Here is a 24,450-nt window from a genome sequence, read left to right on the forward strand (position 1 = left end):
CGACAGCGATTTTCGACAATAACGTCACTAATCAGGAGGTGGATGATGCGTGATTTACATACAGGCGTCTGGCAAATGAGCCTGGCGATGTTAATTTCCGGCTCTATCGGTGCGTTTGTTTTGCTCAGCGGTCTGCCGGTGACGGAAGTGGTGTTCTGGCGCTGTCTTATCGGGGCAATGGCGCTTTTTATTTTTATCCGGGTGAGTCAAAAGCCCTTTAGCCCCCTCACCCGCACCTCGCTGATGCTGGCTATGCTCGGCGGCGTAGCGCTCGTGGTGAACTGGCTGCTGCTCTTCGCGGCCTATGAACGGATCTCGATTGGTCTTTCGACCGTGGTCTATAACACCCAGCCGTTTATGCTGGTCCTGATGGGGATGTTTTTAGGCGAGCGCGTCAGCCTGGTGAAATGGGGCTGGTTGTTCCTCGCCTTTGGCGGCGTGGTGATCTTGCTCTCCAGCGAGCTGACCGGCGCGCATGGCAGTGAATGGCTCGCCGGAATCGGCCTGGCAATGGCCGCGGCCTTCTTCTACGCGCTGACGGCAATCATTGCGCGCAAGCTGAAAACAATCGCGCCGCAGCATATTGCCTTTATCCAGGTGCTGACGGGCGTCGTGATGCTTTTGCCGTTTGCCAGCATGCCGTCATTTACCGGTGATTTTCCCTGGCCTACCCTGCTGACGCTGGGCATCGTCCATACCGGCATTATGTACCAGCTGCTCTACAGCGCAATTCAGAAGCTGCCGACGCCCATAACCGGCTCCCTGTCGTTTATCTATCCGGTGGTGGCGATCGTTGTCGATAATCGGGTGTTCGGACACGCGCTTAACCTGACGCAGCTGGCGGGCGGCGCGCTGATCCTGTTTGCTGCCGCAGGCAACAACCTGGGCTGGGGCGAAAAAAAACCCCGCGAGTGCGGGGTTGGTATCAAAACGGCGAATTAGCGACGGGCGCGCACAATCTGGTATTTGCGCGTCAGGTACTCTACCGGCGCGCTCCAGATGTGGACCAGACGAGAGAACGGGAACAGCACAAACAGCGTCATTCCCAGCACCAGGTGAACGCGGAAGATAAACGCCACGCCGTCCAGGTGCTCAGACGCTCCGCCGTGGAAGGTCACCACGGATTGCGCCCAGCCGACCAGCTTCATCATTTCGCTGCCGTCCATATGCTGTGCCGAGAACGGAATGGTCAGCAGGCCCAGCGCACACTGCACCATCAGCAGGGAGAGGATCAGAATATCCGCTGCGGTCGTGGTCGCACGCACGCGCGGGCTGAACAGGCGACGTTTCAGCAGCAGCAGGCCACCGACTAAGGTCATCACCCCGCAGGCACCGCCGGCGATCATCGCCATCTTCTGCTTCACCTCAATCGGTAGCCATGCTTCATACATCCAGTGCGGCGTCAGCATCCCCAGGAAGTGACCGGCAAAAATGCCCAGAATACCGATGTGGAACAGGTTAGAGCCCACATGCATCCCTTTACGATCCAGCATCTGGCTGGAGGCCGCACGCCAGGTGTACTGGCCGTAGTCGTAGCGCAGCCAGCTTCCCACCAGGAACACGGTGCCCGCGATATACGGGTAAATGTCAAAGAAGAACATATTCAGGAAGTGCATTAGTGCCGTCCTCCGTTAGAGATATTCAAATATTGCGGGGCAACCGCGCCGGCAAAGCGACGCTGGTGGGCGGAGATTTCAGACTCGCCGCAGTTCTGGTCAGCAAAGAATTTCACCTGCTCTTCTTCCCAGACCGCATCCAGCGCTTGTGGAGTATCGTCCCGGGCTTCATCCGCGATTTTCTCCGCCACTTTTTCGCTGTCGACCGAGGCGTTGGCTAGCTTCACCAGCAGATCGAACAGCACCGCATAGCGGCTCTCGCGCTGCTGAAGGCGCGCGCCGAGCAGCGCGAGGATCGGCGCGATGTCCTGCAGACCACCCAGCGCCTCTTCTTTCGGCAGTTGCGCCAGGTACTCCAGATACAGCGGCAGATGATCCGGCAGCTCGCGGCTGTCGAGCTGCAGGCCGTGCTGTTCGTACTGGGCCATCAGGTCCACCATCGCCTGACCGCGGTCGCGGGATTCACCGTGAACGTGTTCAAACAGCAGCAACGAGGTTGCGCGCCCCCGATCAAACAGCTGGCTGTAGTCCGCCTGGGCATCCAGAAGGTCGCGCGCCAGCAGATCGCGGAGGAAAACGCCAAGCCGCTGGGCATCGTCTTTATCCAGGTTTTCAGATGACGCGAGCGCGTCAAAGAGCTCCTGCTGATGCTGCGCAAGCGCAGCATCCGGGTACTCGAGCAGACGCGAAACAATGACAAGTTCAATCATGAGTGCGGCTCCGTTTTACTGGTCACATCCATGGCGTCGATGCGGCGGCTGTTGAACAGGTTGAATTTACTGTCTGACCCGTGGCAACCGTCGCCAAATGTAAAGCCACAGCCATTTTTTTCCGGGAAGGCTTCGCGGGCCAGCTCTCGGTGGCTGCTCGGCACCACGAAACGGTCTTCGTAGTTGGCAATCGCCAGATAGCGGTACATCTCCTGCGCCTGCGCTTCGGTCAGGCCGACCTCTTCCAGCGCGCGGGTATCGGTTACGCCATCAACGGTTTCGGCACGCTTGAAGTGGCGCATCGCCAGCATACGCTTCAGCGCCAGCAGTACCGGCTGGGTATCACCGGCGGTCAGCAGGTTGGCCAGGTACTGAACCGGGATACGCAGGCTTTCCACGTCCGGCAGAATGCCGTTACTGCCCAGTTCGCCCGCGTCAGCCGCAGACTGAATCGGCGACAGCGGCGGCACGTACCAGACCATCGGCAAGGTGCGGTATTCCGGATGCAGCGGCAGGGCCAGCTTCCAGTCCATCGCCATTTTGTACACCGGAGACTGCTGCGCCGCGTCAATCACGCTCTGCGGAATGCCGTCCTTCAGGGCCTGCTCAATGACCTTCGGATCGTTCGGATCGAGGAACACGTCCAGCTGACGCTGATACAGATCTTTCTCGTTCTCGGTGCTCGCGGCGTTTTCAATCGCGTCCGCGTCGTACAGCAGCACGCCGAGGTAGCGAATACGGCCTACGCAGCTTTCGGAACAGACGGTTGGCATCCCGGCTTCAATACGCGGGTAGCAGAAGATGCACTTCTCTGACTTGCCGCTCTTCCAGTTGAAGTAGATCTTTTTGTACGGGCAGCCGGTGATGCACATACGCCAGCCGCGACACTTGTCCTGGTCGATCAGCACGATACCGTCTTCTTCACGCTTGTAGATCGCGCCGCTCGGGCAGGTCGCCACGCACGCCGGGTTGAGGCAGTGCTCGCACAGGCGCGGCAGATACATCATGAAGGTGTTTTCGAACTGGCCGTACATCGCCTTCTGCATATTCTCGAAGTTCTGGTCTTTGGCGCGTTTCTCGAACTCGCCGCCCAGAATCTCTTCCCAGTTTGGACCGCTGGTGATCTTGTCCATGCGCTGACCGGTGATCAGCGAGCGAGGACGGGCAATCGGCTGGTGTTTGCTTTCCGGCGCGTTGTGCAGGTTCTGGTAGTCGTAATCAAACGGCTCGTAGTAATCGTCGATACCCGGCAGGTGCGGGTTGGCGAAGATTTTTCCCAGAAGCCAAGCGCGGTTGCCCATGCGCGGCTGCAGCTTGCCGTTGATTTTACGGATCCAGCCGCCCTTCCACTTCTCCTGGTTTTCCCAGTCGGTCGGGAAGCCGGTGCCCGGTTTACTTTCCACGTTGTTGAACCAGGCGTATTCCATACCTTCGCGGCTGGTCCAGACGTTTTTACAGGTGACCGAGCAGGTATGGCAGCCGATGCATTTATCCAGATTCAGCACCATGCCGACTTGTGAACGAATTTTCATTTTACGCTCTCCTGTACCTGGTCATTACCTTCGCCGTCTAACCAGTTAATGTTCTTCATCTTACGTACCACCACGAACTCATCGCGGTTCGATCCTACGGTGCCGTAGTAGTTAAAGCCGTAGGCCAGCTGTGCATAACCACCGATCATGTGGGTCGGCTTAGGCGTAATGCGGGTCACGGAGTTGTGGATCCCGCCGCGCTGCTCGGTGATCTCTGAACCGGGCAGGTTAACGATACGTTCCTGCGCGTGGTACATCATGGTCATCCCGGCCGGTACGCGCTGGCTCACCACCGCACGCGCCGTCAGGGCGCCGTTGCTGTTGAACACTTCAATCCAGTCGTTATCTTCAATACCCAGGTCTTTGGCGTCCGTTTCGCTCATCCAGACAATCGGACCGCCGCGCGACAGGGTCAGCATCAGCAGGTTGTCGCTGTAGGTGGAGTGAATCCCCCACTTCTGGTGCGGCGTCAGGAAGTTCAGCGCCTTCTCAGGGTTACCGTTCGATTTCGCGCCCATCACCGCTTTCACGGAGCGGGTGTCGATTGGCGGGCGGTAAACCAGCAGGCTTTCACCGAAGTCGCGCATCCACTGGTGATCCTGATACAGCGACTGACGGCCTGACAGGGTGCGCCATGGGATCAGCTCGTGAACGTTGGTGTAGCCCGCGTTATAGGACACATGCTCGTCTTCCAGGCCTGACCAGGTCGGGCTGGAGATAATCTTGCGCGGCTGGGCCTGAATATCGCGGAAGCGGATTTTCTCTTCCTCTTTATTCGTCGCCAGATGCGTATGGTCGCGACCGGTGAACTCGCTCAGTGCCGCCCAGGCCTTCACGGCAACGTGGCCGTTGGTTTCCGGTGCCAGGGTCAGGATCATCTCCGCCGCATCAATTGCCGTATTCAGCATTGGCTGGCCTTTCGCCGGACCGTCCGCTTTGGTGTAGTTGAGCTTGCGCAGCAGGTCCATTTCGCTCTGGGTGTTCCAGGCGATCCCTTTCCCGCCGTTACCGATTTTCTCCATCAGCGGGCCGATAGAGGTAAAGCGCTCGTAAGTTGCCGGGTAGTCGCGTTCAACCGGAATAATGTGCGGTGCGGTCACGCCCGGGATCAGGTCGCATTCGCCTTTTTTCCAGTCCTTCACGTCCAGCGGCTGCGCCAGTTCGGCGGCAGAGTCGTGCTGGATTGGCAGCGTCACCACGTCGGTCTCTTTGCCCAGGTGCCCCACGCAGACTTCGGAGAATTTCTTCGCGATGTCTTTGTAGATCTCCCAGTCGCTTTTCGATTCCCACGCCGGGTCAACGGCGGCAGACAGCGGATGAATAAACGGATGCATATCCGAGGTATTCATGTCGTCTTTTTCGTACCAGGTCGCGGTTGGCAGCACGATGTCGGAGTACAGGCAGGTGCTGGACAGACGGAAGTCGAGGGTTACCACTAGATCCAGCTTGCCGTCGAGACCGTTGTCTTTCCACTCCACCTCTTCCGGCTTCACGCCGCCCTGCTTGCCGAGATCTTTCCCCTGGATACCGTTTTCAGTACCGAGCAGGTACTTCAGCATGTACTCGTGGCCTTTACCGGACGAGCCCAGCAGGTTGGAGCGCCAGATGAACAGGTTGCGCGGGTGGTTTTTACCGTTTTCCGGCTGTTCCGCCGCGAAGCGGATTGAGCCATCCTTCAGCGATTGCACGGTGTAATCCACCGGTGACATACCCGCCTGCTTCGCCTCTTGTGCAATGCGCAGCGGGTTAGTGCCCAGCTGCGGTGCCGACGGCAGCCAGCCCATGCGCTCGGCGCGCACGTTGAAGTCAATAAGGTGGCCGCTGTAGCGGGATTTATCCGCCATCGGCGACAGCAGCTCCTGCGCGGTGACCGTCTCGTAGCGCCACTGGCTGGAGTGGTTATAGAAGTAAGAGGTGCTGTTCATGTGGCGTGCAGGACGCTGCCAGTCAAGTGCAAACGCCAGAGGCTGCCAGCCGGTCTGCGGACGCAGTTTCTCCTGGCCAACGTAGTGCGCCCAGCCGCCGCCGCTCTGACCGACGCAGCCGCAGAAGATCAGCATGTTGATCAGTCCACGGTAGTTCATATCGAGGTGATACCAGTGGTTCAGACCCGCACCGACGATGATCATTGAACGGCCGTGCGTTTTGTCCGCGTTTTCTGCGAACTCGCGTGCGATACGGGTAATGTGCGCGCGAGGAACTCCGGTAATCTGTTCCGCCCAGGCCGGGGTGTAGGCCTTCACGTCGTCATAGCCGGTTGCGCAGTTTTCATCGCCCAGGCCGCGCTCCAGACCGTAGTTCGCCATGGTCAGGTCATAGACGGTGGTGACCAGCGCGGTAGAGCCGTCGGCAAGCTGCAGGCGCTTCACCGGCAGCTTGTGCATCAGTACGTTTTTCAGTTCAACCTTGTTGAAGTGCTCGGAACCTTCGCCGCCGAAGTACGGGAACCCGACCTCGGCGATCTCGTCCTGGCTACCCAGCATGCTGAGGCGCAGCTCAGTCTCTTCGCCGGTGGTGCCGTTACGTTGCTCAAGGTTCCACTTGCCCTTCTCGCCCCAGCGGAAGCCGATAGAGCCGTTTGGCGCCACCAGCTCGCCGTTGCTGTTATAGGCAACGGTTTTCCACTCTGGGTTATTTTCCTGACCCAGCGCGTCCACCAGATCGGCAGCACGCAGCGTACGCCCTGCGGCATAGTAGCCGTCACGCTCTTCCAGCATGACCAGCATTGGCATGTCGGTGTAGCGGCGGACGTAGTCGGTGAAGTACTGGCTTGGCTTATCAAGATGGAACTCGCGCAGCATGACGTGGCCCATCGCCATCGCCATCGCGGCATCGGTACCCTGTTTCGGTGCCAGCCACAGATCGCAGAGCTTGGCGATTTCCGCGTAGTCAGGGGTTACCGCCACGGTTTTAGTGCCTTTGTAACGGACTTCAGTAAAGAAGTGCGCGTCCGGCGTACGGGTCTGAGGCACGTTTGAGCCCCAGGCGATAATGTAGCTGGAGTTGTACCAGTCGGCGGACTCCGGCACGTCGGTCTGTTCGCCCCAGGTCTGCGGAGACGCCGGCGGCAGGTCGCAGTACCAATCGTAGAAGCTCAGGCAGGTACCGCCGATAAGTGACAGATAGCGCGCGCCGGAAGCGTAAGAAACCATCGACATCGCCGGGATCGGCGAAAAGCCCGCCACGCGGTCAGGACCGTAGGTTTTAACGGTGTAGACGTTGGAGGCGGCAATCAGCTCGTTCACTTCTTTCCATGAGGAACGCACAAAGCCGCCGCGGCCGCGAGCCTGCTTGAAGCTTTTCGCTTTATCCGCGTCTTCAATGATGGAGGCCCAGGCATCAACCGGATCGCTGTGCTGCGCTTTCGCTTCACGCCACATTTTCATCAGACGCTTGCGCATCAGCGGATATTTCAGACGGTTAGCGCTGTAGAGATACCAGGAGTAGCTGGCGCCACGCGGGCAGCCACGCGGTTCATGGTTTGGCATATCCGGGCGGGTGCGCGGGTAGTCGGTCTGCTGCATTTCCCAGGTCACCAGACCATTTTTAACGAAAATCTTCCAGCTGCATGAGCCAGTACAGTTCACGCCGTGGGTCGAACGGACGACTTTGTCATGCTGCCAGCGCTGACGGTAACCGTCTTCCCAGTCCCGGTTGGTATCCAGAACCTGGCCGTGCCCATCGGCAAAAGTTTCCCCCTTCTGTTTGAAGTAGCGAAACCGGTCCAAAAATTTGCTCATCGGGTATCTCCTGTATGGAGCCTGTGGCTCTCTAAATCGACATTGCTGATTTGCAGCGAAGGTAACGCCCTGAAAGAGGGGGAGAATTGATAACGATCAAGACGAGGAGGGACTCTCAGGCGAGGGGTTACACCGAATACCACCAAAGCGGTATCTCCAAAAAAACCATATCAATATGAAAAATAAGGCTAATTTTATTTCATCGTACAAAAAGCCAGTCGGAATTTAACATCTCAGGTATTAAGGGGTAGACCCACCTGCAAAGCGATGGCGTTCGCAGTGCCCCCGCAGGCGTCTGTCGAAAAAGTCGTGAGTATGTTGTAACTATTACTCAGGATAAAAAAACGCGGCCCGAAGGCCGCGTAAACGGATAATCACACTTACTTATTTTTTTTGGTATTACGGCCATATACCAGCCACGTAATCACGACGCAGGCGATATAGAAGACGAGGAAAACTTTCATGGCGCCAGCCGGAGAGCCGGTCAGATCCAGAGAGATACCGAACGCTTTCGGGATAAAGAAGCCGCCAATCGCGCCGATGGCTGAGATAAAGCCCAGCGCCGCAGCCGTATCCGTCGCCGCTTCGCGCATTGCCTGCTCTTCGCTCCCGCCCTGCGCTTTCACGCGATCCATCGTCAGCTTACGGAAGATCACGGAGATCATCTGGAAGGTGGACGCACTCCCCAGCCCCGCCGTCAGGAACAGCACCATAAACACGCCGAAGAAGGCGATGAAGTTACCGCCCTGCCCGTCGGCCGGCAGCGTGAGGAACAGCAGCGCGCAGAACACCGCCATCACGATGAAGTTAACCAGCGTCACGCGGGTACCGCCCAGACGGTCAGAGACCATGCCGCCCAGCGAGCGAGCAAGGGCGCCAATAAATGGGCCGAAGAAGGCGAATTGCAGGATCTGCACGTCCGGGAACTGCGTTTTCGACAGCATCGCGAAGCCCGCAGAGAAGCCGATAAACGAACCGAAGGTGGCCAGATACAGCAGCGCCATCACCCAGAGGTGTCCACGCTTCAGCACCGGCAGCTGTTCGCTCAGCGACGCCTTCGACGCGGACAGGTCGTTCATAAAGAACCAGGCTGCGAGGGTGAAGACCACCAGGAAAGGTACCCAGATCCAGGCGGCGTTCTGCAGATAGAGGGAAGAACCATCCGCCTGCTCAACGCCACCGCCGCCAAAGGCCGCAAAAATAGAAACAGAGATCGCCAGCGGGGCAATCAGCTGCATCACGCTCACGCCCATATTGCCCAGACCGCCGTTAATACCCAGCGCGCCGCCCTGCTTCGCTTTCGGGAAGAAGAAGCTGATGTTTGCCATGCTGGAGGCGAAGTTCGCACCCGCAAAACCGCACAGCAGGGAGATAATCACGAATACGCTGAACGGCGTAGAGGTATCCTGCACCGCGAAGCCGAGCCAGACGCAGGGGACGATCATGATGCCCGTACTGAATGCCGTCCAGCGACGGCCGCCAAAGACCGGCACCATAAACGCGTAAGGCACACGCAGCAGCGCGCCTGACAGCGACGGCAGCGCGGTCAGCATAAACAGCTGATCGGTCGTAAACGTAAAACCCACTTTCGGCAGGTTTACCGCCACCGCGCTAAACAACATCCATACGCAAAACGCCAATAACAAACACGGCACGGAAATCCAAAGATTCCGGCTTGCTACACGATGGCCGCGCTGTTGCCAGAACGCCGGATCCTCTGGACGCCAGTCTGTAATAACGGCACCATTTTCCCTTTCGGGAGCGGATGAGTGACTCATAGACACCTCTGATTCTCGAATGATGCTGCAAACATTAGGGTTTTAGGGCGGCGGTAAGTTGATATAAATCAAAGGAAAAGTGGGAGGATTTGCGGCGCAAAATAAGGTCTCACCCTTAGTGAGTAGGCTAATTCGGTAAAAAAGACGTGGTTTTTCACGGCACTGACGGTTCCTGGCTACTCCCACCTCCTTTCCCCTACTCCGTTGGCAATTTAGGGGTAATCCTTTATTGGTATGGGTATACTCCAGGGTATGCACCAGAATAGCGCCATTCCTGCAAGCAGGCCACGTCAGGAGCACGCCACCTCTATGTTAAAAAGATGTTTATCTCCGCTGACGCTCGTGAATCAGCTAGCCCTGATTGTTTTGCTGTCCACCGCCATCGGCGTGACCGGCATGGCGATCTCCGGCTGGCTGGTACAGGGAGTACAGGGTAATGCACATGCCATCAACGAGGCAGGCTCGCTACGCATGCAGAGTTATCGCCTGCTGGCGTCGGTCCCCCTGACGCAGGACGATCGGCCTCTGATTGATGAAATGGAGCGCACGGTCTTCAGCCCCGAGCTGGAAAACGCCGCCATCCGCGCCGGTCAGCAGTCCCAGCTTAACGCCCTTCAGGGTTACTGGCACACCCAGCTGCAGCCCGGGCTGAAACAGGCTCGCAGCACGGAAACCGTTGCGCAGGACATTGCGGGGTTCGTCTCACGTATTGATGCGCTGGTCTCCGCTTTTGACCAGACGACCGAATTACGCATCGACCGGGTGGTGATGGTGCACCGCGCAATGGCGCTGTTTATGGGGCTGCTGCTGATCTTCACCATTGTCTGGCTCCGCGCGCGGCTGCTGAACCCGTGGAAACAGCTGCTGGCGATGGCCCGCGCGGTGACCGCACGCGATTTTACCCAGCGCACGCACATCAGCGGGCGCAACGAGATGGCCATGCTTGGCCAGGCGCTCAACACCATGTCGGCAGAGCTCTCCGAGAGCTACGCGGTACTGGAACAGCGCGTTCAGGAAAAAACGGCGGGACTGGAGCAGAAAAACGAGATCCTCTCCTTCCTGTGGCAAGCCAACCGCCGTCTGCACATGCAGGTGCCGCTATGCGAGCGCCTCTCTCCGGTGCTGAACGGCCTGCAAAATCTGACCCTGCTGCACGACCTTGAGCTGCGCGTCTACGACGTGGAAGACGAAGATAACCATCAGGAATTTACCTGCCAGTCGGATATGTCGTGCGATGACAAAGGCTGCCATCTTTGCCCTCGTGGCCTGCCGCCGCTGACGTCCGGCGGCACCACCCTGAAGTGGCGCCTGACCGACAGCCACACTCAGTACGGTATTCTGCTGGCAACGCTGCCAGCCGGGCGTCACCTGAGCCACGACCAGCAGCAGCTGGTCGATACGCTGGTCGAACAACTAACGGCCACGCTGGCGCTCGACAGGCATCAGGAAAAGCAACAGCAGCTTATCGTCATGGAGGAGCGCGCAACCATCGCCCGCGAGCTTCACGACTCTATCGCCCAGTCGCTCTCCTGTATGAAAATGCAGGTGAGCTGCCTGCAGATGCAGGATGCAGAGATGCCGGAGAGCAATAAGCAGCTGCTTAGCCAGATCCGCAACGAGCTGAACACCTCCTGGGTACAGCTTCGCGAGCTGCTGACCACCTTCCGCCTGCAGCTGACCGAGCCGGGCCTGCGCCCGGCGCTGGAAGCCAGCTGTCACGAATTTAGCGCCCGGCTGGGGTTCCCGGTGAAGCTTGACTACCAGCTGCCGCCGCGGTTTGTCCCCTCCCATCAGGCCATACATTTACTGCAGATCGCCCGTGAAGCGCTGAGCAACGTGCTCAAGCACTCCGGCGCGACGGCGGTAACGGTCACCGTCAGCCAGCACAACAACCAGGTGAAGCTTACGGTTCACGACAACGGCCGCGGCGTGCCGGAAAATGCCGAACGCACTAACCACTATGGTTTAATTATTATGCGAGACCGCGCCCAAAGCCTGCGCGGTGATTGCCAGGTTCGCCGGAGAGAGACGGGCGGCACGGAAGTTGTCGTCACCTTTATTCCCGAGAAACCGCTTACAACTGCTCAAGGAGAAACCCATGACTAATCAGGAACCGGCATCCATCCTGTTGATCGACGACCATCCGATGCTGCGTACTGGCGTAAAACAGCTGGTCAGCATGGCACCCGATATCACCGTGGTTGGCGAAGCCAGCAACGGCGAACAGGGCATTGAGCTTGCCGAATCCCTCGATCCCGATCTGATCCTGCTCGATCTGAATATGCCCGGCATGAACGGTCTGGAGACCCTCGACAAGCTGCGGGAAAAATCGCTTTCCGGGCGCATCGTCGTCTTTAGCGTCTCGAACCATGAAGAGGATGTGGTCACGGCGCTGAAGCGCGGGGCGGATGGTTATCTGCTCAAAGACATGGAGCCGGAAGACTTGCTTAAGGCGCTGCAGCAGGCTGCGGCGGGCGAGATGGTTCTCAGCGAAGCCTTAACGCCGGTGCTGGCCGCCAGCCTGCGCGCCAACCGCGCCACCTCTGACCGCGACGTCAGCCAGCTAACGCCGCGCGAGCGCGACATTCTTAAGCTCATTGCCCAGGGGCTGCCGAACAAAATGATCGCCCGGCGCCTGGACATCACGGAAAGTACGGTCAAAGTGCACGTGAAGCATATGCTGAAGAAAATGAAGCTTAAATCCCGCGTCGAAGCCGCGGTGTGGGTGCATCAGGAACGCATTTTTTAAGGGCTACTCATCCGGCAGCAGCTTCCAGCGCGGATCGTCGTCAGGCAATGCGACCAGCGGCTGCACCACAGCAAGCGCGATCTCATTGGACGAGACGCGCTGGCCTTTCTCATCTTCCACCACCGCCGACAGGTGCCAGCGGTTTGTCGCCCCTTCGCTGTCATCCCAGGCAGGCATAATCACGCTCCAGCCGTCTGTGCTGTTGCTTTTCGCCGGTGACGTCAGGCTCAATGCCTGCGTATCCCCCTGCCAGTGGATCTGACGAATGCCGTGCGTGCTGCGGACCTGGAGCTTCAGCATGACGGTCTCGCCCCCTTTCAGATCCCACGGCGGCGTTGCCAGCCACACGGACAGCGTTTTGCGCTGACGGAACTCCATCACCGGCAGGCTATTACGCTCCGGCGAGTCGTAGCGGCTTCCGCGCAGGGATCGCGTGGCGGCGACTTCACCGGCGGAAAGCTGTTTCACCAGCGGCACGCCAAAGCGATAGTTGAGCTTCAGCCCGAGGTTATTCTGGCTCTCGCCGCTTTCGCCCTGCTTGTGCCCGGCAGTCAACGTGACCAGCGGGACGGGGGTGTAGTTAAGCCCCAGATTCACCGCTACCGGATTGTGGTAGCCGGTTCCGCTGTTGAAGAGATCGACGTTATCGCCAAAGTATTGCTCGAAGCTGATGCTGGTGTTCAGGTGATGGAACCACGGCAGCCAGGCTTTAGCGGTGACGTCATAGCCGCGCGCCATGCGCTGCTCCTGGACGTCAGAGCGATCGCGCCAGCCGGCAAAGGGCTGATAATAGTTGGCTGACAGGCGCAGATTTTCCCCCCACGCTTCCGCGCCCAGCCCGGCACGCTGCAGGTTTTCATCCAGCAGGTTATCGTAAAAGGTGTTGTAACCCAGCAGCCATTTCCCGGCGACCCAGCGCTGGCCTATACCGGCGTTACTGACCAGGCCATCCGTCTGCTGGGTCAGGCCAAGCTGGCTCCAGCTCAGGTAACGGTTGTTATCGTTCCAGGGGATAAACCAGCTCCCGCTGCTGCCGTTAAATTTGCCATCGTTATCCACCAGTAAGTTCACGCTGGCGTTCCCCCAGGGCGAAAGCCAGGACTCAATCTGCTGGTTCACTTCGCCGCTTACCGCGTCGCGCACCTGGCCAAACGCGAACTGACGCGCCTGCTCGCCGGTCGTCAGTCCATTGTCGGTCATGCTGGCTTCACCAAAGGCTTTCGCCATTTCGGCCAGATGCTTCTCCCCCTCGCCGGTTGGCGCCGCCATGCCGAGGTCGGGCAGGTTATCCCCGTCGTTATCAAAGGGATTTTGTGCCTGCTGGATAAAGGAATTCGGCGCACCGTGAACGGCTCCGACCGTAAGAAGGGGGAGTAAAAACAGCAAACGAATGCGGGACGATACAGCCATCAACGTCGTCAATAAGAACCTGTGTTTATGAATAAACTCTTATTATGTTAACGCGATAAGCCCTGAAATGCAGTCCTGGCGGACATTTCAGGATTATCCTGAAACAGCCCTTTCAGCTCCGGCACGCAGGAACCACAGTTCGTCCCACAGCGCAGCTTCGCCCCCAGCGCGTTGACGGAATCACACCCTCCGACGATCGCCTCCCGTATCGCATTCTCCCCGACGCTGAAACAGCTGCAGATGATGCGTCCCGGATCCGCTTCCTTCCCGACGCTCTGTCCGTTCAACAAGGCGTGGCGTTCTGCGAAAAGCACGGGTGGGGATTGAAAAGCGGCTTCAATTACCGTATGCGCCAGCGCCGGTAACGCGGTGCCCTCCCAGAAGCCCAGCATCAGCTGGCCTTCATGCCAGGCCAGCACGCTGCTGCGTTCGCCGGTTTGGGCAACCTGCAGCTGCCAGCCTCGGACGCCGGCGTATTCCATTACCCACGACAGCAAAGGTTTATCGCACGCCACCGTCAGACGTGAGGCTTTGCGCCACCAGTAAACCGAAGAAGGCATTTCCGGCCATTCCCGGGCATAGAGTTCCCCCTGCCAGGCAGGCTGCCACGGCAGAATTCTGACCGCGGTTTGTTTACTCTCCGGCTGGCCCGAAACCGGATCGCAGCGCCCTTCCACCAGCGCATTCACCTTTCCCTGGCGGGCAAACTCAGCGTTCCAGTGCATCGGGGCAAACGCCTCGCCTTCCCGTATCCCGTCATTGATTCGTACTCTGACGACCATCACGCCGCGCGGCGAGCTAATTCGCGCCAGCTGGCCGTCGCACAGGGAAAGCCGAACGGCGTCTGCGGGGCAAACCTCAACAAACGGTTCGGCGATATGCTGCATCAGTCTGGCTACGTATCCCGTTCGGGTCATGGTATGCCACTGATCGCGGATGCGCCCCGAGTTAAGAATCAGCGGGTACAACGCGCTGACAGTCGCACCGTGCGACAGAGGGTTAACGGGAACAATGTTTCGGCGCGGGAAATCCCCCGTCGGCCACTGATAAGGCCCAAGCTGATCCCACTCCTCACGGGTTAGCGCAGCCAGGTCATGAAGGTTTAACGCACGCGCGCCGTCATTTTCAAAGGCCGTCAGCGCCGCATGTTCGCAAAAAATCTCGTGCGGATGTTGCCAGGCAAAGGCCTCGCCATAGCCCAGCCGCTTCGCCATCTGCGCGACGATCCACCAGTCCGGCTTCGCCTCGCCCGGCGCAGGCAGAAACGCGCGCTGGCGTGAAATGCGCCGCTCGGAATTGGTCACCGTCCCGTCCTTTTCTCCCCAGCCCAAAGCCGGAAAACGGATATGGGCGAACCGGCTGGTGTCGGTATCGTTCATCACTTCAGAGACCATCACCAGCGGGCAGCTCGCCAGCGCCTGACACACCGCGTGGCTGTCCGGCAGCGACACGGCAGGGTTGGTGCCCATGATCCACACCGCCTTCACATCGCCGCGGGCAATAGCGTCAAACAGCTCCACCGCCATCAGGCCCGGCGTCTGCGCCAGCCGTTCCGTTCCCCAGAAACGCGCCACCCGCGAAAGATCGTCCGGCTCAAAGTTCATGTGTGCCGCCAGCTGGTTCGCCAGTCCGCCCACCTCCCTTCCTCCCATCGCGTTTGGCTGTCCGGTCAGCGAAAACGGGCCGCAGCCCGGACGGTTGAACTTCCCGCTGGCAAGATGAACGTTAATGATAGCGTTACACTTGTCGCTGCCGCTGGCGGACTGGTTGATACCCATGGTGTAGAGCGTGATTGCGCGAGGCGCGGTGATAAACCAGTCGTAAAAGGTACCAATGTCTTCTGACGGAAGATCGCAAAACGCCGCCACGCGGGCAATCGGCCACGCCTCGGTCCCCTGAATCAGATTGAGCAATCCTACAAACAGACCGGCGTCGCTGCCGGGGGCGAGCGCCAGATGCAGGTCAGCAATATCACAGGTGGCGGTTCTGCGCGGATCGATGACCACCACCTTCATCTGCGGGTTGTTGCGCTTCGCCTGCACCAGCCGCTGATAGAGCACCGGATGCGTCCAGGCCGCGTTTGAACCCACCAGCACCACCAGATCGCTGTTTTCGACGTCCTCGTAGCTGCACGGCACCACGTCTTCGCCGAAGGCGCGCTTGTAGCCCACCACCGCCGAAGACATGCAGAGCCGGGAGTTGGTATCGATATTTGCCGCACCGATAAACCCTTTCATCAGCTTGTTGGCGGCGTAGTAGTCCTCGGTAAGCAATTGTCCGGAGGCGTAAAACGCCACCGCCTGCGGTCCCCATGTGTCGATAATCTCCCGCAGACGCTCCCCTGCCGCGTTCAGCGCCTGCGCCCAGTCCACCTCAAGTCCGTCAACAACGGGGCGCAGCAATCGCCCCTGTAACCCCGTCGTTTCCGCCAGGGCCGATCCTTTCACGCACAGGCGCCCCAGGTTCGCAGGATGGGTTTCATCTCCCCGAACGCTGACCGCTTCACCTTCCACGCTGGCAACTACGCCGCAGCCGACCCCGCAGTAGGGGCACGTTGTCCGGGTTTCCGTCATGAAGCCTCCGCACGCATTACCAGGGTGTCGCTGCCAACCCATACCTTGCCGTTTTCAATTTTCACCGGCCAGGCGCGCACCGCGGGTTCGCCGTTCTCTACCTGACAGCCGTCGCGCAGGCGAATGCGCTGCTTATACAGCGGTGAAATCACCACGGGCTCGCCCGCTGCATCGCCAAGAATGCCGCGTGAAAGCACGTTCGCATTACCGCCCGGTTCCCGATCGTCGAGGGCGTAAACGGTTTTGCCAAAACGGAAGAGCGCAATCGGCTTACGTCCAAGCCGCGCGCCGATGCCCGCCTGCTCGGGGATATCGTCGATGCCGCAAATTTCCTGCCAGCGCTTGCTTTCATCCGGCGCGGTGTCGTTCACCGTCGTGCGGAACAGCGCCAGACGGTTGGGATCGTTAAGCGTGGTTTGCCATTCGCACTGATAGGTTTCCACCACCCGGGCCATCTCCTGCTCCAGCTCGTGGGCGATACCCAAGCTGTCGTTGAGGATCACCTCCCGCAGGTAGTCGAGACCGCCTTCCAGGTTATCCATCCAGGTGCTGGTGCGCTGCAGGCGATCCGCCGTGCGGATGTAGAACATCAGGAAGCGGTCGACGGTGCGGATTAACGTTTCGTCATCCAGATCGCTGGCAAAGAGATCCGCATGGCGCGGCTTCATCCCGCCGTTGCCGCACAGATAGAGGTTCCAGCCTTTATCGGTGGCAATCACCCCCACGTCTTTGCTCTGCGCCTCCGCGCACTCGCGGGTGCAGCCGGAGACCGCCATTTTGATTTTGTGCGGCGCGCGCAGCCCCTTGTAGCGGTGCTCAAGCCTGACCGCGAGGCCGGTGGAGTCCTGCACCCCGTAGCGGCACCAGGTTGAACCGACGCAGGATTTCACCGTGCGCAGGGATTTCCCGTAAGCGTGCCCGGTTTCAAACCCGGCCTCCACCAGCGCCTGCCAGATCGCCGGCAGCTGTTCCAGAGTGGCGCCGAAAAGGTCGATACGCTGTCCGCCGGTAATTTTGCTGTACAGGCTGTAGCGTTTCGCAATCTGCCCGATGGCGATCAGCCCGTCGGCGGTCACTTCTCCCGCCGGCATGCGCGGCACGATGGAGTAGGTACCGTCCTTCTGGATATTGGCGAAGTAGCGGTCGTTGGTGTCCTGCAGCGGCAGGTGTGCCGGTTTCAGCAGATACTCGTTCCAGCACGAGGCAAGCACCGACCCCACCAGCGGCTTACAAATTTCGCATCCGTGTCCCTGTCCGTAGCGGCTGATAAGCTGGTCAAAGGTGCGAATATGGTTGACGCGCACGAGGTGGTAAATCTCCTGGCGCGAGTACGGGAAGTGCTCGCAGATGTCCTTTTTCACCGCCACGCCCTGCTCCGCCAGCTGGAACTCCATCACCTGCTTCACCAGCGCGCTACATCCCCCGCAGCCGGTCGCCGCTTTGGTGCACTGCTTAATTGCGCCGATATCCGTTGCGCCCGCACTTACCGCCTGACAGATATCGCCTTTGCTGACGTTATGACACGAACAGATTTGCGCGCTTTCCGGCAGCGCCGCCACGCCGAGCGCTTTCGGCGCGCTGCCTGACGACGCGGGTAATATCAGCGTTTCCGGCTCTTTTGGCAGGGCTATCCCGTTAAGCATCATCTGCACCAGCGTGGCGTATTCGCTGGCATCACCCACCAGCACGCCGCCGAGCAGCGTTTTGCCGTCGTGGCTGACCACGATTTTCTTGTAGATTTGCTGCGGGCCGTGCGTCCACTGGTAGCTCAGCGCCCCTGGGGTGCGGCCGTGAGCATCACCGAACGAGGCGACGTCCACGCCCAGCAGCTTGAGTTTGGTGCTCATATCCGCGCCGGCGAAGGTTTTCTCCTCTCCCGCCAGCGCGGCGGCGGCCACCCTCGCCATCTGGTAGCCGGGCGCGACCAGACCGAAGATTTTCCCTTCCCACAGCGCGCATTCGCCGATGGCCAGCACGTCCGGATCGGAGGTCTGGCAACCGTCATCAATGCAAATCCCGCCGCGTTCGCCGATAGCCAGCCCGCTGCTGCGCGCCAGCGCGTCCTGGGGACGAATGCCGGCAGAAAAGACCACCATGTCCGTTTCAAGCTGTTCGCCATCGGCAAAGCGCAGCACCAGCCCGCCGTCCGCCGTGGCGATCTCCGTTGTCGCTTTACTGGTGTGAACGCCGACGCCCAGCGCCTCAATTTTCTTGCGCAGCATCATCGCGCCGTCGTTGTCGAGCTGGACCGCCATCAGGTTAGGCGCAAATTCCACCACGTGGGTTTCCAGCCCGAGCTGCTTCAGGGCATTCGCCGCCTCCAGCCCGAGCAGGCCGCCGCCAATCACCACGCCGCGGCGCGAGCCCGCCGCGTGCGCAGCAATGTTGTCCAGGTCGTCAAGGGTGCGGTAGACAAAACAGCCCGGCAAATCGTTGCCCGGCACGGGCGGGACAAACGGATAGGAGCCGGTCGCCAGCACCAGTTTATCCCAGTGGGTCTCATGCCCGCTGGCGGTACGCACCACGCGCGCGTCGCGATCGATAGCGACGACCTGCTGCGACAGGCGCAGCTCAATGCCGTTGTCGGCAAAGAAATCCCCCTCCACCAGCGAAAGCGACGCCGCGCTGCGGCCGCCAAAATATTCCGACAGATGCACGCGGTCGTAGGCGGCATAGCGCTCCTCGCCAAAGACAACGATCTGATACTGCTGGTGCAGATTGCGGTTAACGCAGTCTTCGAGAAAATGATGGCCGACCATACCGTGCCCAACCACCACCAGAGTAGGTTTTGTCATAGCATTGTGTCCTGCAACCTGCGGTTGCGTAGTGAAACGATCGAACAGCCAGTCCGCGTGGGCGGGCGCAGCCGTTGCCAGTAAATCGGTAAATGTTGCCGCGCTGCGGCAGTCGCCCATCAGCAGTACGCCAGCCAGCGCCCCCTGATTGATCAGTAAACGGCGATAGTGACGGGTCAGCGGATCCCATGCGCTCCAGACCACGTCGCCCTCCTGCTCTGCCGCGCGACCGAGGCTGAACAGCTCCACGCCGGTCACCTTGAGGCGTACGCCGCTGTCAGTCAGGACAAACGGCGCGGTGACGTCCCCGGCCAGCCGCGCGGCAAGAATATCCGCCTGCGCCAGACAGGGGGCGACCAGGCCAAACGTCTGGCCGTCAATTTCGCAGCACTCGCCAATGGCGTAGACGTCCGGCTCGGAGGTTTGCATCTGGTGATCCACCACGATGCCGCGCGCGCAGCGTATGCCGCTGGCCTGCGCCAGCGCGACGCTGGGCTGCACGCCCGTCGCCAGCACCACGCGCGCGGCGGCGATACTGCGTCCGTTTATCAGCGTCACGCTATTTCCGTTCACCGCTGCGATGCCAGAGACGAGCTCACAGCGCACGCCCCGCGCCGCCAGCGCCTCTTCCAGCAGCATTCCCGCCTGCCGATCCAGCTGCTGCTCCATCAGCCACGGACCGCGATGAACAAGCGTGACCTCGTCACCTGAACGCGCCAGCGCTGCTGCCGCCTCAACCCCGAGCACGCCGCCGCCCAGCACCACCGCCGGACCGACGATCGCCTGAATGGTCCGGGTATCTGCCAGGGTACGGAACGTGAACACATGCGGCGCATCGCAGCCGGGGATTGGCGGAATAAAGGGCGTTGATCCGGTGGCAAACACCAGCGCATCCCAGTCCAGCGTGCGGGCGGCGGTTTGCACTTCCCGCGTGTCCACGTTTACGGCGATCGCCTTTTCGCCCCGCAGCACCGTCACGCCGCGCGCCTGGTACCAGTCGTCATCCTGAAGACAGATGTCTGCAGCCTGCTTTTCACCGCCCAGCACCGGCGAAAGCTGGATGCGGTTATAGGCATGTTCCCGCTCGTCACCGATGACGGTGATAGCGAAACGACCTGCAGCACGCCCGGTGAGCGAGGCAATCAGCCGCGTAGCCGCCATGCCATTTCCGATAATGACCAGTCGCATCAAAGCCCCCTCGCTACGCCGCTTTTGGCTGCTTTTCATAGAGGAAATGAAGGATCTGCTGGCGCATGTGGTGATAGCGGCTGTCGTCCGCCAGCTGCACCCGGTTGCGCGGGCGCGGCAGATCGACGCGCAGGATCTCCCCGACGGTCGCCGCCGGGCCGTTGGTCATCATCAGCACGCGATCGGAGAGCAGCACCGCCTCGTCCACGTCGTGGGTAATGAGCACGATGGTGGTGTTCAGCGCCTGCTGGATCTGCATTACCGAGTCCTGCAGATGAGCGCGCGTCAGCGCATCGAGCGCGCCGAAGGGTTCATCCATCAGCAGCACTTTCGGCTTCATCGCCAGCGCGCGGGCAATACCGACGCGCTGCTTCATGCCGCCGGAGATCTCCCCCGGACGCTTGTGCAGAGCGTGCCCCATCTGCACGCGGTCGAGATTGTGTTCAATCCACTCCCGGCGCTCAGCCTTGCTCATGCTGTGGCGAAACACGTGATCTACCGCCAGGGCCACGTTGTCGAAGCAGGTGAGCCACGGCAGCAGCGAGTGGTTCTGGAACACCACCGCGCGCTCCGGCCCCGGCCCGGCGATTTCGCGGTTGTCACAAATCAGCCCACCTTCGGTCGGCAGGGTAATACCGGCGATGAGGTTCAGCAGCGTCGATTTGCCGCAGCCAGAGTGCCCAATCAGGCTCACGGTTTCGCCCTCGTGGATATCAAAAGAGACGTTCTGCAGCGCCAGAAACTCGCCGCTGGCGGTGGAAAAACGCTGGCTCACGGCCTGGACCTGAATTAATGGTTTCATGTTCGCTCCTTATTTTTCCTGCCAGCTAAAGCGCCGGGCGATCAGCATCAGCCCCTGCTCCAGCAGCAGCCCGACCACGCCAATGATGACGATGGCGATGAGAATGTTTTCGACGTTGAGGTTGTTCCACTCGTTCCAGATCCAGAAGCCGATCCCCAGCCCTCCGGTCAGCATCTCGGCGGCGACAATCACCAGCCAGGCGATGCCGATGGAGAGGCGCACCCCGGTCAGCACCGCGGGCAGCACCGCCGGGAAGAGAATGCGGCGCAGGATGGTCCACTCGGAAAGCTGCAGCACCCGGGCAACGTTGAGGTAGTCCTGCGGAATGCGGCGCACGCCTTCGGCGGTGTTGATCACCATCGGCCAGATAGAGCAGATAAAAATGGTCCAGCTCGACGCGGGCTCCGCTTTCTGGAACAGCAGCAGGCCGATGGGCAGCCAGGCCAGCGGGCTAACCGGGCGTAACAGCGCGATCAGCGGGCCGAACATGCGCGAAAAAAAGGTGAAGCGGCCAATCAGGAAGCCGAGCGGGATCCCGGCGAACGCGGCCAGGCCAAAGCCCACCGCCACGCGCTGTAATGAGGCGAGCACGTTCCAGCCGATGCCCATATCGTTAGGCCCGTCTCGATAAAACGGATCGGCAAACAGAGTAATGGCGGAATCAAGCGTGCTGAGCGGCGTCGGGAAACCTTTGCTGTTAATCGCCGCCAGCTGCCACAGCACGACCAGCAGTCCCAGACCGATTAACGCCGGAATGATGCGTTGAATGATCGCGTTAATCCGACGCGCAAACGTCGGCGTACGGCGGCGAACCTGCACCGGAGGGAGGACAATCACCTCCCCACTCTCTGGCGTATCTGGTGATTTCGTCTTTTGCAGATGCTGCATAATCAGGCCCCTTTACGATGAATGGCGAAACGGCTGGCGTATCCTTCCGGGTCGGTACCGTTCCAGACGGTGCCGTCCATCAATGTGCTGCTGCGTAATGGTGAAGTCGGTGTGGTGATGCCCCCCACCGCCGTGGCGGCATCCTGCCAGACAGCGGTCTGGTTAATGCGCTGTGCAATAGCCGCGTAGTCCGGCGCGGTTTTGAGCAAGCCCCAGCGGCGGAACTGGGTTAAGAACCACATACCGTCGGAGAGATATGGGTAGCTGACGGCCCCCTCGTTGAAGAAACGGATCGGGTGCGCGTCCTGCCAGCGCTGGCCCAGGCCGTTGTCGTACTCGCCGAGCATTCGCCCGGTGAGAAACTGTTCCTTGCAGTTGAGCCACGCCCGGCGGGAGAGGATCCGCGCGGTCTCGCGCTTGTTTTCCGCGGAGGCTTCGATCCAGCGTGCGGCCTCCAGCACCGCGCTGACCAGCGCCCGCGCGGTGTGCGGGTTTTTCTCCACCCAGTCGCGACGCGTGCCGAGGATTTTTTCCGGATGGTCGGCCCAGACAGACTGTGACGTCGCGGCGGTAAAGCCGATGCGGTCGTTAATCGCCCGCGCGTTCCACGGCTCGCCGACGCAAAAGCCGACCATGTTGCCAATGCGCATGTTCATCACCATCTGCGGCGGCGGCACCACCACCGTGCGCACGTCGTCAAAGGGGTTAATGCCCGCGCTGGCCAGCCAGTAGTAGAGCCACATGGCGTGCGTCCCGGTCGGGAAGGTGTGCGCGAAGGTGTAGGTGCCGGGCGCCTGCTGACCAATTAGCTTTTTCAGCCCGTCAAGGTCTCGAACGCCCTTCTCCGCCAGATCGCTGGAAAGCGTAATCGCCTGGCCGTTCTGATTAAGCGTCATCAGGTTTGCCATCTGCTGCGGCTTGCCGGCAATGCCCAGCTCTAGGCCGTACAGCAGGCCGTAGAGAATGTGCGCGGCATCAAGCTCGCCCGCCACCAGCTTGTCGCGCACCGCCGCCCAGCTCGCCTCTTTGGTGGGCACGATGGTAATGCCGTATTTTTTATCAAAGCCTTTCAGCGCCGCGATAACCACGGGCGCGCAGTCGGTCAGCGGGATAAACCCGATGCGCACTGTTTCCTGCTCCGGTTTATCCGAGCCTGCCGCCCATGCGGCCTGCATGATACCCGGTAACAGCATTGCACCACTCGCCAGCATGCTGGCCTGCAAAAAACGCCGTCTCGACAAATCCGCCATGACCACTCCTGAATAAAAACCAAAAAAAAGCGCCCACGATGCCGAAGCACCAGTGGACGCCTTTATCCCGAAGACGAATGCACCGCCGTTGGCGCATCGTCAAAAATGGTTAATCTGATAATGCAAAGCGAATGCCAGGTATTAACACGCGGTTTTCGCGGTGTATCCCGCTTTACCCTCAGGTTTACGCACCTCAATCAGGCACAAAATGCCCGCTGACCGTGCAGCTACTCCTTTGGTATTACCTGCCACAAATTCTTCACCATGAGCAGCGCGCGGGCGATATCCACCATCCTTTGGTTCTTGTCCATCGCCATTTTGCGCAGCGCCGTCCAGGCCTGTTCCTCACTCATATTCTGGTGGGTCATCAGCACGCTCTTCGCTTTATCAATGATTTTGCGCTCTTCAAGCGTATCGCGCAGCGACGCAAGCTGGCGCGAGAGCTGTTCTATCTCGCGCGCCTGCTGGCGCACCAGGGTGAGCAACGGTTTTTCCGGGTACTGTATCAGCGGATCGTCCTGCTCATCGGCGGGAGGCACGTACTCATCGTTACGGTAAATACGCTCGTCCACCGCCGTCATCAGATCGGCGATGAGCGTCTCCTCCAGCGCGCGCAGATGCTCAAGGCGCGCGGTTTGCAGAGCAAACCAGGTCAGTGCGGTAAGGCCGTTATCGGCGGCGGGCTGGCGGGTACAGGCCACCCTTCGTAGCTGCTCCGTTTCACGATCGGGCTGGCAGTTTAAGGCAAAGGTGGCCTGTACATCAGCGTGGCTGTGTGAGAGAAAGATTTCAAAGCAGGCCTGCTGCCCATCGATGCGGTCAACCAGCCTCTGGCGAGTCACATCATCGAAAAAACCCTGCGTGAAGCCAATCGCCCCCAGCGCCCGCTCCTGTCCCGCCAGCTCTTTCCCCTGCATCAGGCTATACAGGGCGACAAAACGCCCGGCTATTTGCGGATCGTCAATGCTGTCATTAAGCTGCGGTACGATACTGAGCAGATGGCGAAGCATGCGGGAGTAGTGTTCCATCGCCTGTGGTGCCGTTACCGTTTGCTGAATAACTCCTTCGCGCAGCGCGGGAAGCATATCCAGGCTCAGGAGCGCGCCGCCGATGCGTTCACAGACCGTACTTCCCGGGATCGGCGACTGTTTTTCAAGAATCACATAAAGTGCAGCGAGGTTTTCATCCACCAGCGCCCGGCTGGCTTTGCATTCGGGGGCGTAAAGCTTACCCTGTGAGCAGAGCCAGACGTTGGACGCCCCACGCTCGCACTGTAACATGTGCACCAGTTGGCTAATGCCGTGCACAAGCTCGCCAAGCTGTGCCAGCTTGCTGAGCTGCTCCCGGCGCATCATCTTTGCGCGCTCGAGCCATTCGGCAGCGCCTGGCGAAATGCCAGCCATTAATGTCATGCTTTCT

At 60.0% G+C, this 24,450-nt stretch carries 15 protein-coding genes; 3 read left to right on the forward strand and 12 right to left on the reverse strand.

From position 1 onward, the window contains the following. Positions 1-45 precede the first annotated feature (45 nt). The gene (locus ELK40_RS13205) at positions 46-942 is read left to right on the forward strand and encodes a DMT family transporter (protein ID WP_127732797.1); all 897 of its coding nucleotides are present in this window, start codon (positions 46-48) and stop codon (positions 940-942) included. On the opposite strand, the gene narI is transcribed toward ELK40_RS13205, so the two are convergent. From narI to ELK40_RS13230, 5 genes are all read right to left on the reverse strand, one after another. Further along, complete coding sequence (narI, locus tag ELK40_RS13210) at positions 939-1,616, reverse strand: respiratory nitrate reductase subunit gamma (RefSeq protein ID WP_115875462.1); 678 nt, start codon at positions 1,614-1,616, stop codon at positions 939-941. The genes ELK40_RS13205 and narI overlap by 4 nt on opposite strands. Then, entirely contained in the window at positions 1,616-2,326 is a 711-nt protein-coding gene (gene narJ, locus ELK40_RS13215) for a nitrate reductase molybdenum cofactor assembly chaperone (protein WP_047741766.1), read from the reverse strand. The genes narI and narJ overlap by 1 nt, the downstream gene beginning before the upstream one ends. Beyond that, positions 2,323-3,858: a nitrate reductase subunit beta gene (gene narH / locus ELK40_RS13220; protein WP_115875464.1), complete on the reverse strand. Its 1,536-nt coding sequence runs from the start codon at positions 3,856-3,858 to the stop codon at positions 2,323-2,325. The genes narJ and narH overlap by 4 nt, the downstream gene beginning before the upstream one ends. Beyond that, a complete protein-coding gene (locus tag ELK40_RS13225; RefSeq protein ID WP_127731319.1) occupies positions 3,855-7,598 on the reverse strand; it encodes a nitrate reductase subunit alpha in 3,744 nt (1,247 codons plus the stop codon). Before ELK40_RS13225 ends, narH begins: the two co-directional genes overlap by 4 nt. Before the next feature lie 380 nt (positions 7,599-7,978). After that, the gene (locus ELK40_RS13230) at positions 7,979-9,376 is read right to left on the reverse strand and encodes a NarK family nitrate/nitrite MFS transporter (RefSeq protein ID WP_115875468.1); all 1,398 of its coding nucleotides are present in this window, start codon (positions 9,374-9,376) and stop codon (positions 7,979-7,981) included. Between the two features lie 309 nt (positions 9,377-9,685). Here ELK40_RS13230 and narX point away from each other — a divergent pair, with 309 nt between their 5' ends. Together narX and narL are read left to right on the forward strand one after the other, a co-directional pair. Next, on the forward strand, positions 9,686-11,482 hold the full coding sequence (gene narX, locus ELK40_RS13235; RefSeq protein WP_127731321.1) for a nitrate/nitrite two-component system sensor histidine kinase NarX: 1,797 nt from the start codon (positions 9,686-9,688) through the stop codon (positions 11,480-11,482). Beyond that, positions 11,475-12,125 carry a two-component system response regulator NarL gene (gene narL, locus ELK40_RS13240; RefSeq protein ID WP_008499531.1) on the forward strand — a complete coding sequence of 217 codons (651 nt, stop codon included), beginning with the start codon at positions 11,475-11,477 and terminating at the stop codon, positions 12,123-12,125. The genes narX and narL overlap by 8 nt, the downstream gene beginning before the upstream one ends. 3 nt (positions 12,126-12,128) lie before the next feature. On the opposite strand, the gene ELK40_RS13245 is transcribed toward narL, so the two are convergent. From ELK40_RS13245 to nasR, 7 genes are all read right to left on the reverse strand, one after another. Next, a complete protein-coding gene (locus ELK40_RS13245) occupies positions 12,129-13,535 on the reverse strand; it encodes a YchO/YchP family invasin (protein WP_127731323.1) in 1,407 nt (468 codons plus the stop codon). 47 nt (positions 13,536-13,582) lie between these two features. After that, positions 13,583-16,108 carry a nitrate reductase gene (locus ELK40_RS13250; protein WP_127731325.1) on the reverse strand — a complete coding sequence of 842 codons (2,526 nt, stop codon included), beginning with the start codon at positions 16,106-16,108 and terminating at the stop codon, positions 13,583-13,585. After that, positions 16,105-20,091, reverse strand: a complete 3,987-nt coding sequence (gene nirB / locus ELK40_RS13255; RefSeq protein WP_127731327.1) for a nitrite reductase large subunit NirB — start codon at positions 20,089-20,091, stop codon at positions 16,105-16,107. The genes ELK40_RS13250 and nirB overlap by 4 nt, the downstream gene beginning before the upstream one ends. Positions 20,092-20,104: 13 nt before the next feature. Continuing rightward, positions 20,105-20,893 (reverse strand): ABC transporter ATP-binding protein, encoded by a 789-nt coding sequence (locus ELK40_RS13260; protein WP_033145769.1) that lies wholly within the window; start codon positions 20,891-20,893, stop codon positions 20,105-20,107. A 9-nt stretch (positions 20,894-20,902) separates the two neighbouring features. Then, entirely contained in the window at positions 20,903-21,781 is an 879-nt protein-coding gene (ntrB, locus tag ELK40_RS13265; protein ID WP_127731329.1) for a nitrate ABC transporter permease, read from the reverse strand. A 2-nt stretch (positions 21,782-21,783) separates the two neighbouring features. Then, a complete protein-coding gene (locus ELK40_RS13270) occupies positions 21,784-23,031 on the reverse strand; it encodes a CmpA/NrtA family ABC transporter substrate-binding protein (RefSeq protein ID WP_127731331.1) in 1,248 nt (415 codons plus the stop codon). A 227-nt stretch (positions 23,032-23,258) separates the two neighbouring features. Further along, positions 23,259-24,443: a nitrate regulatory protein NasR gene (gene nasR / locus ELK40_RS13280; RefSeq protein ID WP_127731333.1), complete on the reverse strand. Its 1,185-nt coding sequence runs from the start codon at positions 24,441-24,443 to the stop codon at positions 23,259-23,261. Positions 24,444-24,450 lie beyond the last annotated feature (7 nt).

Origin of the sequence: Enterobacter sp. N18-03635 (assembly GCF_004006055.1) — a bacterium.
GTDB lineage: Bacteria > Pseudomonadota > Gammaproteobacteria > Enterobacterales > Enterobacteriaceae > Enterobacter > Enterobacter vonholyi.